Source organism: Sphingobium sp. TomMM15, from assembly GCF_055397045.1.
This window is the reverse complement of record NZ_AP027314.1, coordinates 463,175-478,582: the sequence shown is the minus strand read 5'-3', so window position 1 is coordinate 478,582 and position 15,408 is coordinate 463,175. Positions and strand designations below refer to the sequence as shown.

At 61.5% G+C, this 15,408-nt stretch carries 11 protein-coding genes; 3 read left to right on the top strand and 8 right to left on the bottom strand.

All coding sequences use genetic code 11. From position 1 onward, the window contains the following. Both gltX and ACZ51H_RS02505 read left to right on the top strand, forming a co-directional pair. A complete protein-coding gene (gene gltX, locus ACZ51H_RS02510) occupies nucleotides 1-1,464 on the top strand; it encodes a glutamate--tRNA ligase (protein ID WP_464802341.1) in 1,464 nt (487 codons plus the stop codon). A 10-nt stretch (nucleotides 1,465-1,474) separates the two neighbouring features. After that, the gene (locus tag ACZ51H_RS02505) at nucleotides 1,475-2,761 is read left to right on the top strand and encodes a citrate synthase (protein ID WP_449471612.1); all 1,287 of its coding nucleotides are present in this window, start codon (nucleotides 1,475-1,477) and stop codon (nucleotides 2,759-2,761) included. Nucleotides 2,762-2,814: 53 nt separating this feature from the next. Here the strand turns inward: ACZ51H_RS02505 and ACZ51H_RS02500 are convergent, their stop codons facing one another. The 4 genes from ACZ51H_RS02500 to ACZ51H_RS02485 form a co-directional block, all read right to left on the bottom strand. Beyond that, nucleotides 2,815-4,197, bottom strand: coding sequence for a sensor histidine kinase (locus tag ACZ51H_RS02500; RefSeq protein ID WP_464794534.1), 1,383 nt, complete (start codon nucleotides 4,195-4,197; stop codon nucleotides 2,815-2,817). Continuing rightward, nucleotides 4,197-5,288 (bottom strand): DUF2336 domain-containing protein, encoded by a 1,092-nt coding sequence (locus ACZ51H_RS02495; RefSeq protein ID WP_464802340.1) that lies wholly within the window; start codon nucleotides 5,286-5,288, stop codon nucleotides 4,197-4,199. The genes ACZ51H_RS02500 and ACZ51H_RS02495 overlap by 1 nt, the downstream gene beginning before the upstream one ends. Before the next feature lie 45 nt (nucleotides 5,289-5,333). Then, nucleotides 5,334-6,500, bottom strand: a complete 1,167-nt coding sequence (locus ACZ51H_RS02490; protein WP_464794532.1) for a hypothetical protein — start codon at nucleotides 6,498-6,500, stop codon at nucleotides 5,334-5,336. A 78-nt stretch (nucleotides 6,501-6,578) separates the two neighbouring features. Next, nucleotides 6,579-6,881 (bottom strand): Hpt domain-containing protein, encoded by a 303-nt coding sequence (locus ACZ51H_RS02485; RefSeq protein ID WP_449471605.1) that lies wholly within the window; start codon nucleotides 6,879-6,881, stop codon nucleotides 6,579-6,581. Nucleotides 6,882-6,960: 79 nt separating this feature from the next. Here ACZ51H_RS02485 and ACZ51H_RS02480 point away from each other — a divergent pair, with 79 nt between their 5' ends. Continuing rightward, nucleotides 6,961-9,633 carry a coiled-coil domain-containing protein gene (locus ACZ51H_RS02480; RefSeq protein WP_464802339.1) on the top strand — a complete coding sequence of 891 codons (2,673 nt, stop codon included), beginning with the start codon at nucleotides 6,961-6,963 and terminating at the stop codon, nucleotides 9,631-9,633. 135 nt (nucleotides 9,634-9,768) lie between these two features. On the opposite strand, the gene ACZ51H_RS02475 is transcribed toward ACZ51H_RS02480, so the two are convergent. The 4 genes from ACZ51H_RS02475 to wecB all read right to left on the bottom strand — a co-directional run bounded on the left by ACZ51H_RS02475 (nucleotide 9,769) and on the right by wecB (nucleotide 15,290). Then, nucleotides 9,769-11,880: a GumC family protein gene (locus ACZ51H_RS02475; protein WP_464802338.1), complete on the bottom strand. Its 2,112-nt coding sequence runs from the start codon at nucleotides 11,878-11,880 to the stop codon at nucleotides 9,769-9,771. Further along, complete coding sequence (locus ACZ51H_RS02470) at nucleotides 11,880-12,590, bottom strand: polysaccharide biosynthesis/export family protein (RefSeq protein WP_464802337.1); 711 nt, start codon at nucleotides 12,588-12,590, stop codon at nucleotides 11,880-11,882. The genes ACZ51H_RS02475 and ACZ51H_RS02470 overlap by 1 nt, the downstream gene beginning before the upstream one ends. A 122-nt stretch (nucleotides 12,591-12,712) precedes the next feature. Then, nucleotides 12,713-14,008: a UDP-N-acetyl-D-mannosamine dehydrogenase gene (gene wecC / locus ACZ51H_RS02465; RefSeq protein ID WP_464802336.1), complete on the bottom strand. Its 1,296-nt coding sequence runs from the start codon at nucleotides 14,006-14,008 to the stop codon at nucleotides 12,713-12,715. A gap of 136 nt (nucleotides 14,009-14,144) precedes the next feature. After that, nucleotides 14,145-15,290, bottom strand: coding sequence for a non-hydrolyzing UDP-N-acetylglucosamine 2-epimerase (gene wecB / locus ACZ51H_RS02460; RefSeq protein WP_464802335.1), 1,146 nt, complete (start codon nucleotides 15,288-15,290; stop codon nucleotides 14,145-14,147). Nucleotides 15,291-15,408 lie beyond the last annotated feature (118 nt).

Below are 15,408 nucleotides of genomic sequence, written 5' to 3'. Positions count from 1 at the left end.
ATGTCGAGGAATAAAGCGGTGAGTGCAACGGGTTTGAACAAGCAGGTGGTAACCCGTTTCGCGCCATCGCCCACGGGATTTCTTCACATCGGCGGCGCACGCACCGCGTTATTCAACTGGTTATTCGCCCGGCACCATGGCGGCAAGTTCCTGTTGCGCATCGAAGATACCGATCGCGCCCGTTCGACAGAGGACGCTGTCGCCGCAATCTTCGACGGCCTTGACTGGCTCGGCCTTGCAGGTGATGAGCCCGCCGTCTTTCAGTTTGAGCGATCGCAGCGGCACGCAGAGGTCGCTAACCAGTTGCTCGCCGCTGGCCATGCGTATCGCTGCTACGCGACCCCCGAAGAACTGGCTGAACTGCGCGAACAGCAGCGCGCCGCAAAGCAGCCGATGCGTTATGATGGCCGCTGGCGGGACCGCGATCCTTCGGAAGCTCCGGCCGATGCCCCGTTCGTCATCCGGCTCAAGGCGCCGCGCGAAGGCGAAACGGTCATCGACGACGCGGTCCAGGGCCGGGTAGTCGTGCAGAATGCGGAACTGGATGACATGATCCTGCTCCGCTCCGACGGAACGCCGACCTATATGCTCGCCGTGGTTGTCGATGATAACGACATGGGCGTCACACATGTGATCCGTGGCGACGATCATCTGAACAATGCGTTTCGCCAGCTCGGCATTATTAAGGCGATGGGCTGGGAAGAGCCAGTCTATGCCCATATTCCTTTGATCCACGGATCGGACGGCGCAAAGCTATCGAAGCGGCACGGAGCGCTGGGTGTCGATGCCTATCGCGACGAGATGGGCATGCTGCCCGAAGCCGTGCTCAATTATCTTCTGCGTCTCGGCTGGGGCTATGGCGATGAAGAAACCATCTCACGAGATCGCGCAATCGAACTCTTCGACATAAGCGGCGTCGGCCGATCGCCCTCCCGCTTCGACATCAAGAAGCTTGAAAATCTCAATGCATTCTACCTGCGCGAGGCCGACGACCAGCGCCTGGCGGAACTGGTCCTGCCACGCGTCGCGCAACGGCTCGGCACGACCCCGTCGGCCAAGGCGATGGCGCTTCTCGCGCAAGCCATGCCTTCGCTCAAGCCACGCGCGAAGACACTTAACGAGATTGCCGAGGGCGCCGAGTTCCTGTTCAAGGCAGGCCCGCTGGATTTTGACGACAAGGCTATTGCTCTGCTAGACGACTCGGCGCGCGAGCTGCTTGGGAAGACCGCCGACGCTCTTGATTCCGTCCCGTCCTGGACGATCGAAGCGATCGAGGAAGCGATCCGCCGCGTGGCAGAGGAAGTCGGATTGGGGCTGGGCAAAGTCGCTCAACCTCTACGCGCGGCGCTAACCGGTCGCACGGTTTCGCCGGGGATATTTGATGTCCTTTTCCTTCTTGGAAAAGACAGGAGCTTGGAGCGGCTCGCGGATGCCAGGCAGGCATCGCGCGCTGTTGGCAATTAAGGAGAACGAGATGTCGGACAATAATGCCACTTTGACAGTCGGCGGCGATACCAAGGACTATGGTATCCTGAGCGGTTCCGTCGGCCCCAAGGTTATCGACGTTCGCAAGCTCTACGCCAACACCGGCATGTTCACCTATGATCCGGGCTTCACCTCTACGGCCAGCTGCGATTCCGGCCTGACCTATATCGATGGCGACGCCGGCATCCTGCTGCATCGCGGCTACCCCATCGATCAGCTGGCAGAACAATCCAGCTTTATGGAAGTCAGCTACCTCCTGCTGAATGGCGAACTGCCTTCGAAGGCGGATCTGGAAGATTTCACTCGCACGATCACGCGCCACACCATGGTGCACGAGCAGCTCACCACCTTCTATCGCGGTTTCCGCCGCGACGCGCACCCCATGGCCATCATGTGCGGCGTGGTCGGCGCTCTGTCCGCATTCTACCATGACTCGACGGACATCAATGATCCGGAACAGCGCAAGATCGCGAGCCACCGCCTGATCGCCAAGATGCCGACAATCGCGGCCATGGCGTACAAATATTCGGTGGGACAGCCTTTCGTCTATCCCCGCAACGACCTCAGCTACACCGCCAATTTCCTGCGGATGACCTTCTCGGTCCCCGCCGAGGAATATGAGCCCGATCCGGTCATCGTGGACGCGATGGACAAGATCTTCATCCTGCATGCTGACCATGAGCAGAACGCATCGACGTCGACCGTCCGTCTCGCTGGCTCGTCGGGCGCCAACCCCTTCGCTTGCATCGCCGCTGGCATCGCCTGCCTCTGGGGTCCGGCCCATGGCGGCGCGAACGAAGCCGCGCTCAACATGCTTCGCGAGATCGGCACGGTGGACCGCATTCCGGAATATATCGCCCGCGCCAAGAACAAGGATGATCCGTTCCGCCTGATGGGCTTTGGCCATCGCGTGTACAAGAACTACGATCCGCGCGCGACCGTCATGCAGAAGACGGCAAAGGACGTCCTGGCAAAGCTGGGCGTCAACGATCCCGTCTTTGACGTCGCCAAGGAACTGGAGCAGATCGCACTCAACGATCCTTACTTCATCGAAAAGAAGCTCTACCCGAATGTGGACTTCTATTCGGGCGTGATCCTGTCGGCGATCGGCTTCCCGACCGAGATGTTCACGGTGCTCTTCGCCCTCGCCCGCACGGTTGGCTGGGTCGCGCAGTGGAATGAAATGATTTCTGACCCAGCGCAGAAGATTGGCCGTCCCCGCCAGCTCTACACCGGCCCGGCAGAGCGCGACTATGTCCCGGTTAGCCAACGCTAATCGCGGTCGGCCGATAAAAAAGGAACGGCGCCAAATCGGCGCCGTTTTTTATTCTAGCTGCTTGCCGGTAGCGTCAGCGTAAATCGCGCACCCCCACCATGGGCATCGCCGATCTGAATGTCTCCACCCATGGCAAGCGCAAGGCGGCGAGAGATGTAGAGGCCAAGGCCGCTACCGCCAGGATCACTCCGGCCGAGCCGTTCGAACTTTTGGAAGATGCGCTCTCGACTATCTTCTGGGACACCTGCTCCTTGATCCATGACAGCGATCCAGGCTCGTCCGTCATCGACGCCAGTCTCTATCCGCACTTCGCTATCCTCAGGCGCGTAGCGCACGGCGTTGCCGACCAGGTTCATCAGGATTTGCAGTGCGCGCCGAAATTCTCCCGTCGCGACGGTCTTATGTTCCGATTCTGGTGGGAAAAGCTTGATCTTGCGGCTCATCGCCTTGACCACAAACAGCCCTGCGGCCCGTCGCCCAATATCGGCCAGGTCCACATCCTCGGTCGCAACGGTGAAGTCCAGCCTGTCGATCGCCTGCAAGTCCGCCAGATCATCGATCAACGCCATCAGATGACGTCCGGCTGCCGCGATGTCGGAAGCATAACCCGCATAGTCCGGGCGCAACGGCCCATCGAACTGCGCGTTGATCGAATCCGCATTGGCGATGATCCGGCCCAATGGCTGGCGCAGGGAACGATCCAGGCGCCGCCCGAACTCTGCAGGATATATGACAACGGCGGGCGCAGGCGGCACATGCGGGGCCAGAATGGCTCGGTCCAATGGAAATGCCTTGCCCCGGTAACCCAGGAGCTGCCCCGCCAGATCGAACATCGGGAAGCCCGAAAGCCGAAAACATTGCTCAGGTTCGGCAATCAAGGTCGCGATCTGGTCACGGAAGGCGCGACGCTGCGCAAATCCGCGCAGAATGGCGAGGTCACCCTCCTCATCCGGCCGCAATTCGAAATAGCTGGTCAGACGACTACCGGGTATCGGAGGCTGCTGGGGCAACGCACTTTCCGGCCCTGCTCCTTCCAAAACCATCTGGAACCGCAGTTGCGTGTCGATTTGCCAGGTCCAGCCTTCCGAGACGGCCGCAATGTCTGCTTCCCGACGCATCATGTCGACAGGAGCAGCCGTCGCTGGCCGCTCATTCCATTCGATCACGGATATCTGCACGCCGTCAGCTTCAGGCTTTGCCCGAACCCACATGTCGATATCGCCGCGCTCGGCCGCCGCTGTGACCGAGCGTGAAATGGTAACCGAAAGGCGCGACGCAAGCCGCGCTAGTGCTGCCAGTTGAGGGATAGCCAACACCGCGCCAAGATCGGAGCCCGCCTCACGCTGCAAGGCCAGCAAAGGCGCATCCGCGCTTAACAGCAATCCATTCGCCGCTACAGTCGCGCGGATAATGGCAGGATGCACCGGCATATTCATCAGACAGTGATCCGCCGCAGATGATCGATTTTCGCACGCAGTGCCCGAGGCGCGCGTAACGCGTTCACCAAACCGTCCGCCTGCGCCTCTGTCAACGCTTGATACCGCTCCGCCTCCACGATGATCGCAGCGTCCGTGAGCGAAGGCCGGACAGGCCGCAATGCCATCAGCAGATGACGATAGTCGGCATCCGATCCCCCTAACGATCGGCACAGCGCTGCCAGTTCAGAAACCGGCCCCATCACCAATATGTCGGCAACATGCGCGCTATCCATGCGCAATCGCCGAGCCGCGAGGGACGCAAATAGCAGGAATCGCCGCTGGCCCAGAGCAGCGCCCAGCAATTCGGGCATGTCGGCACGTTCGCCCAGGCGGCGCACCAACCTGTCTGCCGCTGCGATCGGACTCCGACTCTCGTCATGTTCAGCCAATAAGGCCCACCCAGCTTTTTCGACCGCAGGAAGGATTTCTCCAGCATCCAGCAGAGACGTCCGCTGAACGACAGCCATCAGGCAAGCGGCAGCGGTCCATAGGAGTTCCGCATAATGTTCGGCAGGAATATCCGGCTGCATTGGCTCGTCTTCCCCGCCCAGCGTCAGCCAACGTCCCTCCGCCATGGCAAGGGCTGCAAGCGCTTCCGTCACGGTTGGATCATCGGTGGGAAAGATGATCTCTGCTTCCGTCTCGTCCAATCGATCATCGGGCTGACCAAATTGCCGCAGCAATAGCGTAACACCTGCACGCATCTGCATGTGGGAGAGCAACGCCGGGCCGAGCAATGTTGGCTGAGCGCAAATGGTCGGCCAGCAAATCGCTTCGGGCTGCTGCGCCAGCAGGCTCGTCACGTCTGGCCGGTCGAGAGCGAATCGCAGGGCATGTTCGATGCCAGTGACGCAGCCGCCCAGATGGCGCCGCGTTTCGGCCATCAGCGCATCGTGACGTTCCCGCCCTTCATTGGGAAAGAAAAATGCCAGATCAATGGCATGACCCACGGGCACGGCGGACATGCCGGCCAGGACGCGTGCCGCAGGCCAACTGTCCGCCGCCGTTGGTCCGGTAAGGAACGAAAAGGCACTCATGGCGGCCAACATAGCCGCACGTCCTTAAAATGCACTAAACCCTATGCGTGAAATATATCAGGCGGGTTTGCGCAGGATGATCGCACCTGCAGATGCTATGGCGGCCAGCATTGCGACTTGAAAACCCATCATCGCCGCGCCCAGCGAAGTCGTCAGTAACAGAAGGATCACCGCGCTTGCGGGCGTGAAGATCATCCAGGCCCTCGCTCCCCCCGTCCTGTTCCAGCGGTCAGCAAATTGAATGATGGCAAGCAGCAGCGCGAGGCATGTCGCAAGCACGCTCCCTCCTGCGAGGGATACACCGCCAACCGCGAAGAAGGGGACAACGAATGCGGTCCATCCAGCCGGTGGCGATCGGAGGGCCAGTTCATCCAGCCGATCCGCGATTTCCGCGAGCCCTAATGCCAGCAATAACAAAAGGAACCCCGTCGCGGGCCAAAGCAACTCTATCGGCACTAGGGCAATCGCACCCAAAGCCATGGCTGCAATGCGCACTTGTGCCGCCGGGACTTGGGTGCGCATCAGGGCGGGACTGAACAATCGAGCGGCCGGGCAAAGAATATAATGTTCAGCCAAGCCGCGCATTCTCTTCGCCGACGAACCGGCGGACATCACCGCTTGAGCGACCAGATCCGCCTGCGCCTGCCCATCGACCAGCGCTACGCGCCCCGTCAGCAGATCATCCTGCGGAACAGTGATTCGGCGAGCGCCATTTTGCACCGCCGCGCGAACAAGTGTCAGCGACAGGTCCCAATCACCGATCATGTCGAGCGTGCCGAAAAGCAGGTCTGGACTGATCCGAGCCAGGCCAGCCCATCGCTGACCTGCATCGATCCGTTCCAGCGGAGCGCTGGCATGACTGTCATCCGTGACCAGAAGGGCGTTGCCCTCGCGCTCGGCTATGGCATCGAAATGACCCTGTGCAATGACGACCCCGTCAGCAACCAGAACCACATCGGCATCACGCGGCGCGTCCCGGACCATGGACACCATATCGCGAACCAGGGCGACGGAAATCCCGTCGGCACTCAACCTGTCCACCGCCTGTGAAAGGGCGGGCGTTATGACACTCACAAGTATCATGATGCGATCTGCCCCCGCCCGGGCAGCTTGGCGCGCCTGATATTCGACCAGCGTCTGCCCCGCAAAATGCAGGCTGGCGCGGAGGGCCGCCGAAGAATCGCTGGACGCCCGGCTGGCGCTGAGAATGGCCGCAAAAGTCATGCTGAGATGGAACTGACCCGTTCTTGTGTGAACCTGCCTTTTCGCAAGGCTGCCGCCATCACGCAAGCATGCTGCGATTCAGGTCTGCTGAAGACGGTCAATCGCCATCCGCAATTGACGAAGAATGCGGGGATCGCCCCTTGCACAATCCGCTGCCTCATCAGCCAATGCCATGAGGTGCGTAAGGCCAAAACTCGCCGCCAACCCCTTCAGCCGCCATGATGCGACTTCCCAGTTCGCGTCGGACTGCGCATTGCGGAGGAGGTCCAGCTGGCGTTCGGCGCTTTCCATGAAGGCCACACGAAGGTCCGCGATCAGCGTGAAATCTTCGCCGACAGCGGCAGCAAGAGCAGCATTCAGGGCACCAGGATCGTATGACATGGGCCGAACGCTATCGGGCTTGCGTTAAGTTTTGGTAACAGGGCATTTTGTTGCGCTGAAAAGATGGTAGGATGGGGTCATGACCGGGGGCAGCACCATCGTCGAATTTTGGCGAGACAAAAGCATCGCGACTTCTGACGAGTCGCGGAAGGACGATACACTGCTGTTGGAGCAGGTCGTCGATGACAGCGATGAAGACGTCGAGGCGGAGGAGCACGGCGATCCTTTCAGTCGCCGGAGGCAGGCCATATTCGGCTTCGCAGCTCTGCTGTGGCTTGGCTTTGCTGGATGGGCGACAGTCTCGACGAACCAATGGCAGGCAGGCCCTGCTGCGTGGCCTGGCCTGATCACGACCATATTGCTGCCGGTCGTGGGGCTTGGCGTCTGCTATCTGCTGCTCGCTCGCACCAGCCGAGCCGAGTCGCGCCGCTATCTCGACACGGCGCGCGCGCTACACGCGGAGGCGGAGCAGCTGGAAGCCCGGCTCAGCCGCATTAACAATCAGCTGGCTACCGCCCGCGAAGCCATGCAGGACCAGGCCGAACTGCTCGACAGCTATGGCGCGGCCGCCAGCAGCAATATGGAGGCCTCTGCCGAACTTATCGCCAGTCGCGCCCACAGCACGACCGAAAAGGCGGAAGCGGCCGAGCGCGCAGGAGCCGTCCTCGTTACGCGCATGGACGCCCTGATCTCTGCCATGCCGGAACTGGAGGATCGGGCCAGTCGCATGGCAGCGCAGATCATCGATAACGGCCATGCGCTGGCGGAACGGATCGACACGCTGGAGGCTCGGCTTCACGCTCTTGGCGAACTGTCCGACGATGCCCGCGCCCGCACGTTGACCGCAACGAAGAGCCTGTCGAGCCAGCTCACCCAGTTGCAGGAGGCTACCCGCTCCGCGACCGAGGAAGTGAACGGCATGGCCGACATTGCGGCTGGGCGGATCGACGCCACAGCGCAAAGCGCCCGCCTGACGATGCAGGAAGGAGCAGCTGAACTGGATCGGCAGGCAAGCACCCTCGCCAGCCTGCTGGAACGCGCACGCGCTGGCATAACCAATAGTGCCGAAGCGACGATCGAATTGCTCACGCAAAACCTTGACCGGGTTGAAGGTGACGTGCGGCAGCGCCTTGAAACGACTGTGGCGCATGCACAGCAGAGCATGGCGGCGGCCGATCGCGATCTGACGGCGCAAGCTGAGGCACTCCGTGCGCTCGTTGAAACAGCTCAGGCGGGCATTGCCGCGACGAGCCAGAACGCTCTCGCTGCTCTGTCACATGACTCCGAACAGATCGAAACTCAACTTCGTGAACGCACTGAAGCCGCCTTCGCCCGCGCGAAGGAAGGCGTGACCTTCACTGAAGAGGGTCTGGCGCGGCAGGCGGAGGCTCTCGACGCGCTGGTGACGCGCTCACGCGGCGATATCCAGAGCATCGGCGACGAAACCGTCTCGGCCATTTCCGATCACATGAGCGAGGTCGAAAGCCGCCTCCACCAGATCAACGATCTGGTCGAAGGACAACGCGCGCTCGTGTCCGGCCTGCATGCGACGCTTGGCGAGGCCATCGAAAGCGCGCAGTCACGTTTTGCCGCGCTGGAAGAAAGCGCCTTGTCGCGCAACGATCGGCTTACCGAGGCACTTTCCCGCCTTACCGTCGAAACGCAGCGGATCGATGACGCCCTGGCTGCCGGTGGGGTTACGGCGGAAAAGCTGATTAGTTGTGCGGAAACCCTACTTGTTGCCCTTGATTCTAGCGTCCGAGAGCTGGACGAAACCTTCCCCGCCGCATTGCAGCGTTTCGACACGCGCATTTCCACGAGCCGCGAACTGCTTGATAGCGCGGCACCGGAAATGGAGCGGCTGGAGGCCATTTCCGAAGCGCTGGTCGGCCGCACCCAAGAGGCTGAGGAGCTGCTCCGCGGTCAGGGCCGCCGCCTTACCGAATGGCTGGAAAGCACGCAAAGCGGGGTGGAGGCCAACCGCGAACTGGTTGAGAAGCTCCGCACAGCCCTCGATCACGCTCATCAGGACGCGACGCGAATCACCGAAGGCGCTGGCCCATTGCTCGTGACCGCATTGCTGCGCGTCAAGGATACCGCCGATCAAGCCGCCGAGCGCGCACGTCAGGCACTAGGCCGTGCCATCCCTGACGCAGCACAATCTCTAGCGGAAGCGAGCGAGGCCGCGCTCCAGCAGGCAGTCGATGACAAGGTAACAGCCCAGATCGAAAAGCTCGCTCAGGTCGCGGAGGAGGCTGTTCGCGCTGCGCATCAGGCGTCCGATCGCCTTACGCGGCAGTTGCTGACGATTGCCGACACAAGTGCGAGCGTTCAATCCCGTATCGAGGAAGCGGAACGGGCCGCCGAAGACCGCGACCGCGATCATTTTGCGCGCCGATCGGCCCTGCTTATCGAATCGCTCAACAGCACCTCGATCGACGTCGCCAAAATTCTGTCAAACGACGTGACGGACTCCGCCTGGGCTTCCTATCTGAAAGGCGATCGCGGTGTTTTCACCCGCCGGGCGGTCAAGTTGCTGGATGCAGGGGAATCGCGTGAGATCGCCCTGCACTATGACAATGATGCCGAGTTCCAGGAGCATGTGAACCGCTACATCCACGACTTCGAATCGATGCTGCGGATCATCCTTTCCGCGCGGGACGGCAATGCGCTTGGGGTAGCGGTGCTATCCTCCGACATGGGCAAGCTTTATGTCGCACTTGCCCAGGCGATTGAACGGCTGCGTCAGTAAAATTCGCGGACAAAGACCGAGGAAGCCATCGCGAGGATGGAACCGGACCATGCCGGGCGTCAAAAGGGTGACGCCCTAGCTGACATCGCAAGTCCGGCCCCTCACTCGATGAGGAGCGACGGAGACAGTCAGCCCCTACCCGTTCCTATGATACTCATATTCAAACGCGCGGCCCTGTTGCTTGGTCAGTACCGCGCCAATGATGGCGCCGCCCGCCCGGCGCAAGCGGTCTACAGCCACTCTCAGGCCGCCATGATGGTTACGCCCCCACTCCACGATCAATACTGTCGCCTCCGCCTTCGACGCAAGTAGCGATGTATCCGGGACACCCAAGATCGGAGGTGCATCGATCAGCACCGTGTCATAGCGTCCCTGAACGGCCGCGAGCAGCACGTCCAAAGCGGACGTGGATAGAAGTTCAGCGGGATTAGGCGGGATCGCGCCGCTAGGCAGAAGCGATACCCCAGGGACATCGCTACCGACGATCACATCCTCCGCCTTGGCCTGTCCCGTCATGACTTCGCTGAGGCCGCGTTCGGGCGTGACATGGAACAGGCCATGCTGTCGCGGCCGACGCATGTCAGCGTCGATCACCAGCACTCGGCGATCGAGCTTGGCAAGGGCGAGAGCCAGTGCGTGGACCGTCGAAGATTTGCCTTCCCCTTCCTGCGCGCTGGTGATCAGGATGGAAGCAGGCAACCCCGCCGAGGATGCAAGCAACAGCGAGGATGCAATCGGCACATAGGTTTCCGCCGCCGGCTTGTCGGTAACCGGAACCGTCCCCAGCAGCGGCATGTTGGCACGCTCCGCCAGCGTATCGGCAGAGGTCACGGCATCGTCGAACACATGGCGTCCCGCAACCATCAGCAAACCCAGCAACAGACCGCCAAGTGAAGCCATCAGCATCGTGATGCCAATATTCGGAGATGACGGCCGCGAAGGGACGGCGGCACGGTCCAACGGCTGTATGCGTCCCGCCTGAAAGCCAGCCTGCGATGCCATGTCACGGTAACGCTGAAGCAGGCTGTCATGCAGCAGCCGATATGTATCGACCGAGCGCTCCAGGATGCTCATCTGCACGCCACGCCCCCGCTCCGCCTGCGCCTGGCGCTCCACGCCTGCGATCTCAGCCTCGATCTGCTTCTCACCATGTACGGCAACTTCAAACTGCTCGTGCAAGGAAGCGCGGATGCTGTTCGCCATCACAGTCGCCTGATCGTCCAGCGCGGCCAGCCGTGCCCGGGCCTCCCGCATTTCCGGATGGGCGTCCTTGCGAAACTGCCGCTCCTCGACCACCGCTGCCCGCGCTTGCGCCCGTTGCGTCATCAGCTGCTGCATCGCGCCGTTATTCAGCACTTCGGGCAGCGTCTCGACACTGGAAAGGCGGGCGCTTTCCCAACGCTTCTGCGCCGCGATCCGATCTGCGGTCGCCTGAGCGCGAAAGGCATTCAACTGGGCAAGCCGCGTCGCGGTCGTGCCGTTCGAGTCGGTGGGCCTGTCGCCTCCCTCTACGAACGTGCCTGAAGGCGCCCCGGTCTGAGCGGCATAGGCGGCAAGGTCCCGTTCGGCGCGCTCCATATCCCGTCGCGCACTATCCAGCTCCCCCAACAGGAAGCGTCGCGCCTGAACGCCAGATTCAAATCCACGCTTTAGGTCCGCTCTGATCAGACTGTCGGCATAACTGTTCGCAACCCGCGCCGATAATATGGGATCGGCACTTGTGAAGCTGATGCGGATGACACGGCTCTTGCCGGGCAACTCCACTTCCAGGTTGTCGCGCAGAAGGCCGATGACGGCTTCGGTTTCGACCTGCCGCTGGCTGAGCGATCCGGACCCTCGCTCGGGGCGCCGTTCATTCATACCATCAAAAAAGGTTCGGCTGCCGACCAACGCCAACTCGCTAGCCACATCTTCGGCCAAGGCGCGGCTGCGCAGCACCTCCAACTCAGTCTGCATCAGCGCTTCATTGTCTGCTGGGGCGGCCGGGCGCTGGATTGCTCCTGCTCCCGCCGCGCCTGCGGGTACGTCCTCGACCTCGACCGAAGCTGTAGCGCGGTAATCAGGCGTCGAAAGAAGTATGAAGATGGTGCCCGCCAGCACACAAAGCGCCATGGTGACCAAGAGGATGATACGATGACGCCATATCGCCGTCCAGGCAGCGCGGGCCGCCGTCACAATGCGAGCGCTGCGTCCCTCCGGTCCAAAGGGCGCATGGTCGTTATCGATGCGGATCGTACGGCCTGCCATCAATGCTCTCCGTCGAGAGACACAAAGGCCGCCCCCAATAGAGGTAGCGCCAGCAACGTCCCGCCCAGGATGGCCTTCGCTCGTGATAGCCCAACTATGATCGTATCGCCCGGCAGAATTTCAGGGTCCAGCGCCTCGCCCCGGCGGATCGCGTTCAAATCGAACATCGCCGCTTTCCGTTCGCCTTCCACCTGACGAACGACGATGATCTGCTTCAGGTTGGCAAGGCGGCTCGGCCCCCTCGACAACGCGACAGCTTGCAGCAACCCGATGCGTCCTTCGACGGGATAAAGCCCTGGCTGCCCCACCTCGCCATCCACAGTGATGCGACGACCGACGGCCTTTTTTACGAAGACGGTAACTTGAGGGGAAACCAGATAACGCTCGCCGAGCTTGCCAGCGATCACGTCTGAGGCCTCGCTAGCGGACAAGCCTGCGACCGGCACATCGCCAATCAACGGCAGACGCACCATACCCGCCGCCGTGACCGCCGCATCCTCCAGCGAAAGGCCGGGTTCATGATATATCTGCACCCGCAGCACATCATCAGGAACGATGTGATAGTCCAGGCCAACAGCCTGCGGGGCGGGTATCACCGCATAGGCAGCCGCTTCTCGGGGGGCGCCTTCAACCGTTGCACAGCCGCCAAGCGAGGCAGAGGCCAGAATGATGGCCAGAGCCCGATGCTTCCTGTTGGTCGGCCAGCCCATTGGTGAAAATTCCCCACGCCTTTCAAACAGTCCGCCGAGGGGCGAAACGCTTGGGCGGGGTTAGCGAGGCTAAATGGCCATGGCAACTGCGGCCAAGGCACTCTGGGCCAAGCGGCTCTCGATCAACCCGCCATACGCCCCGGCTGATCGTGCGGCAAGCGGCGCGGCTGGTCCGGCCATACGCCGCGCGTATCGTAAACCGCCTTGCCGAAGCGCTCGTCCACCGGGACTGATTTGAACATATCATGATCAACCAGAATGACGAAAACGCCGCATTGTTCCAGGGCCGTATCGAGATCGATGAGTTCCGCCCCCGTGCCGGCAAACTCCATAGGCAAAGCCTGCGCGTAAGGCTCAACCAACTTGACGCGACGGCCATAACGGCGGGCAAGTCGGCTCGCCACCTTCACGGCGGGACTTTCGCGGAAATCGTCGATATTTGCCTTGAAAGCCAGGCCTAGACAGGCGACGTCCTCGCCCGGAAACTCGTCGATCAGGTCCGATACCTTGGCAACGACATGGTCGGTCTTAGCATCATTCACCTCGCGCGCGGCGCGGATCAGGCGACTGTTCTCGGGATCGCCGTGAACGATGAACCAGGGATCCACTGCGATACAGTGCCCGCCCACTCCCGGCCCCGGTTGAAGGATGTTCACGCGCGGATGACGGTTGGCGAGGCGGATCACTTCCCACACGTCAATGTCCATGCCTTCTGCAATGACGGACAATTCGTTGGCGAAGGCGATATTGACGTCGCGGAAGCTGTTTTCGACGAGCTTCACCATCTCGGCGGCACGCGCGCTGGTCGTGATGCAGGCTCCCCGCACGAACTGACGGTAAAAGGCCAATGCCTTGCGCGCGCATCGCGGCGTTATGCCGCCGATGCAACGGTCATTGTCGATCAATTCGACCAGAATGCGGCCCGGCAGAACGCGCTCCGGGCAATAAGCGATTGCGACGTCCCCGGCCGTGCCCGGTCCCGGCATTCTGAGGTCCGGGCGAATCTTCGCGAACAGGTCCCGCATCGCCTCGGTAGTGCCAACGGGTGAGGTGGACTCCAATATTACCGTGTCGCCCGCTTTCAGTACCTCAGCAACGGTTCGCGCCGCGTTCAGCACATAGGAGATATCCGGCGCGCGATCTTCCGCTACCGGCGTGGGAACAGCGATGATGAAAACGTCGCTCGGTTCGACAGTCAGGCTGGCTCTTAGATTTCCCCGTGCGACCACGCCCTGCACCAGACCGTCAAGATCGACTTCCTCGATGTGCACTCGGCCCGAATTGACCGTTTCAACGACATGAGCGCTGACATCGACGCCCACGACATGCGCTCCGCCGCGAGCGATAAGGGCCGCAGTCGGCAGCCCGATATAACCCAGCCCGATGACGGAAACCTTCTGCTGCTTGTCGATAGGCATGCAATAATCCCGGAAAATCTATCAGTTGCCGCTGTTTTTGAAGGCAAATGCTGAAGATTCCGGTAACGAACAATCCCCGGACGATGAGGTCGGAAACTGTTGGCGAACGCAGGATCAGTAGACGGGCGCGGCCAAGCTATGCCGCCTCCTCCAGACCTTCCGCCTCGATGCTTCCCGACGCGATGACCGACGCGATCCGCTGCGCCGCGCGCCCATCGCCGAAGGGATTATGCGCCCGTGCCATCGCCCGATAAGCCTCGTCATCGTCGAGCAACGCCAGCACCTCACCAACAATGCGGGCACGGTCGGTGCCCACCAGCTTGGCCGTCCCGGCCTCCACGCCCTCAGGTCGCTCGGTTGTTTCGCGCATCACCAGCACCGGCTTGCCAAGTGATGGCGCCTCCTCCTGCACGCCACCGCTGTCGGTCAGGACCAGATGGCACATGTCGAGCAGACGCACGAAATGCGGATAATCGAGCGGTTCGATCATCGCGACGTTCGACAGCTTCCCGAGGACCGCCTCCATGATCGGGCGCACATTGGGATTGGGATGGACCGGAAAGATCACCGCCACATCCGGACGAGCCGCGATGTCGGCAATGGATCGGGCAATCGCTTCCATGCCTCCACCGAAATTTTCCCGTCGATGGCTGGTGACGGCGATGATGCGCTTTCCTGCAAAGCACGACGCCAGTTCATCAAGGCCCGCCGCGAGCGCAGGCATGCCCGCAATTCTTTCGCGCGTCGCAAGCAGCGCGTCGATCACCGTGTTGCCGGTGATGTGAATGCTGGCCGCATCGCGATTTTCCCGCATCAGAGCATCGGCCGCCGCGCCGGTGGGCGCAAAGTTCATGTCGGCCACGCAAGCGACGACGCGCCGATTCACCTCTTCAGGCCAGGGATGATAAATATCCCCACTGCGCAAGCCAGCCTCCACATGCGCGACCGGAATTTGCCGATAATATGCGGCAAGGCTCGCTACCATGGTCGTCAGCGTGTCACCATGCACGACGATCCGATCCGGCTTCTCCGCATCGAACGCCTTGCCCAGATCGACGATCAGCTTCGCCGTGAGACCATCCAGAGTCTGGTTCGGCGTCATCACGTCAAGGTCGATGTCCGGCTTGATACCCGCAATGTCGAGTACCTGATCCAGCAACCCTCTATGCTGCGCCGTGACGATCACGCGCACGTCGACATGATCCCTCGCGCGCAACGCGTGAATGACGGGAAACAGCTTGATCGCTTCGGGGCGGGTCCCGAATACCACCGCAACTTTCATCTTTGCCCCCTGATGCGAGCCTTTAAGGCTACCCCCTGCCAGCAAATCGTAACCATCCCCTGAACAAGGGGTAATTCCGACGCGCGCTTTCGCAGGTGCGATGACCTATGCTAGGGCG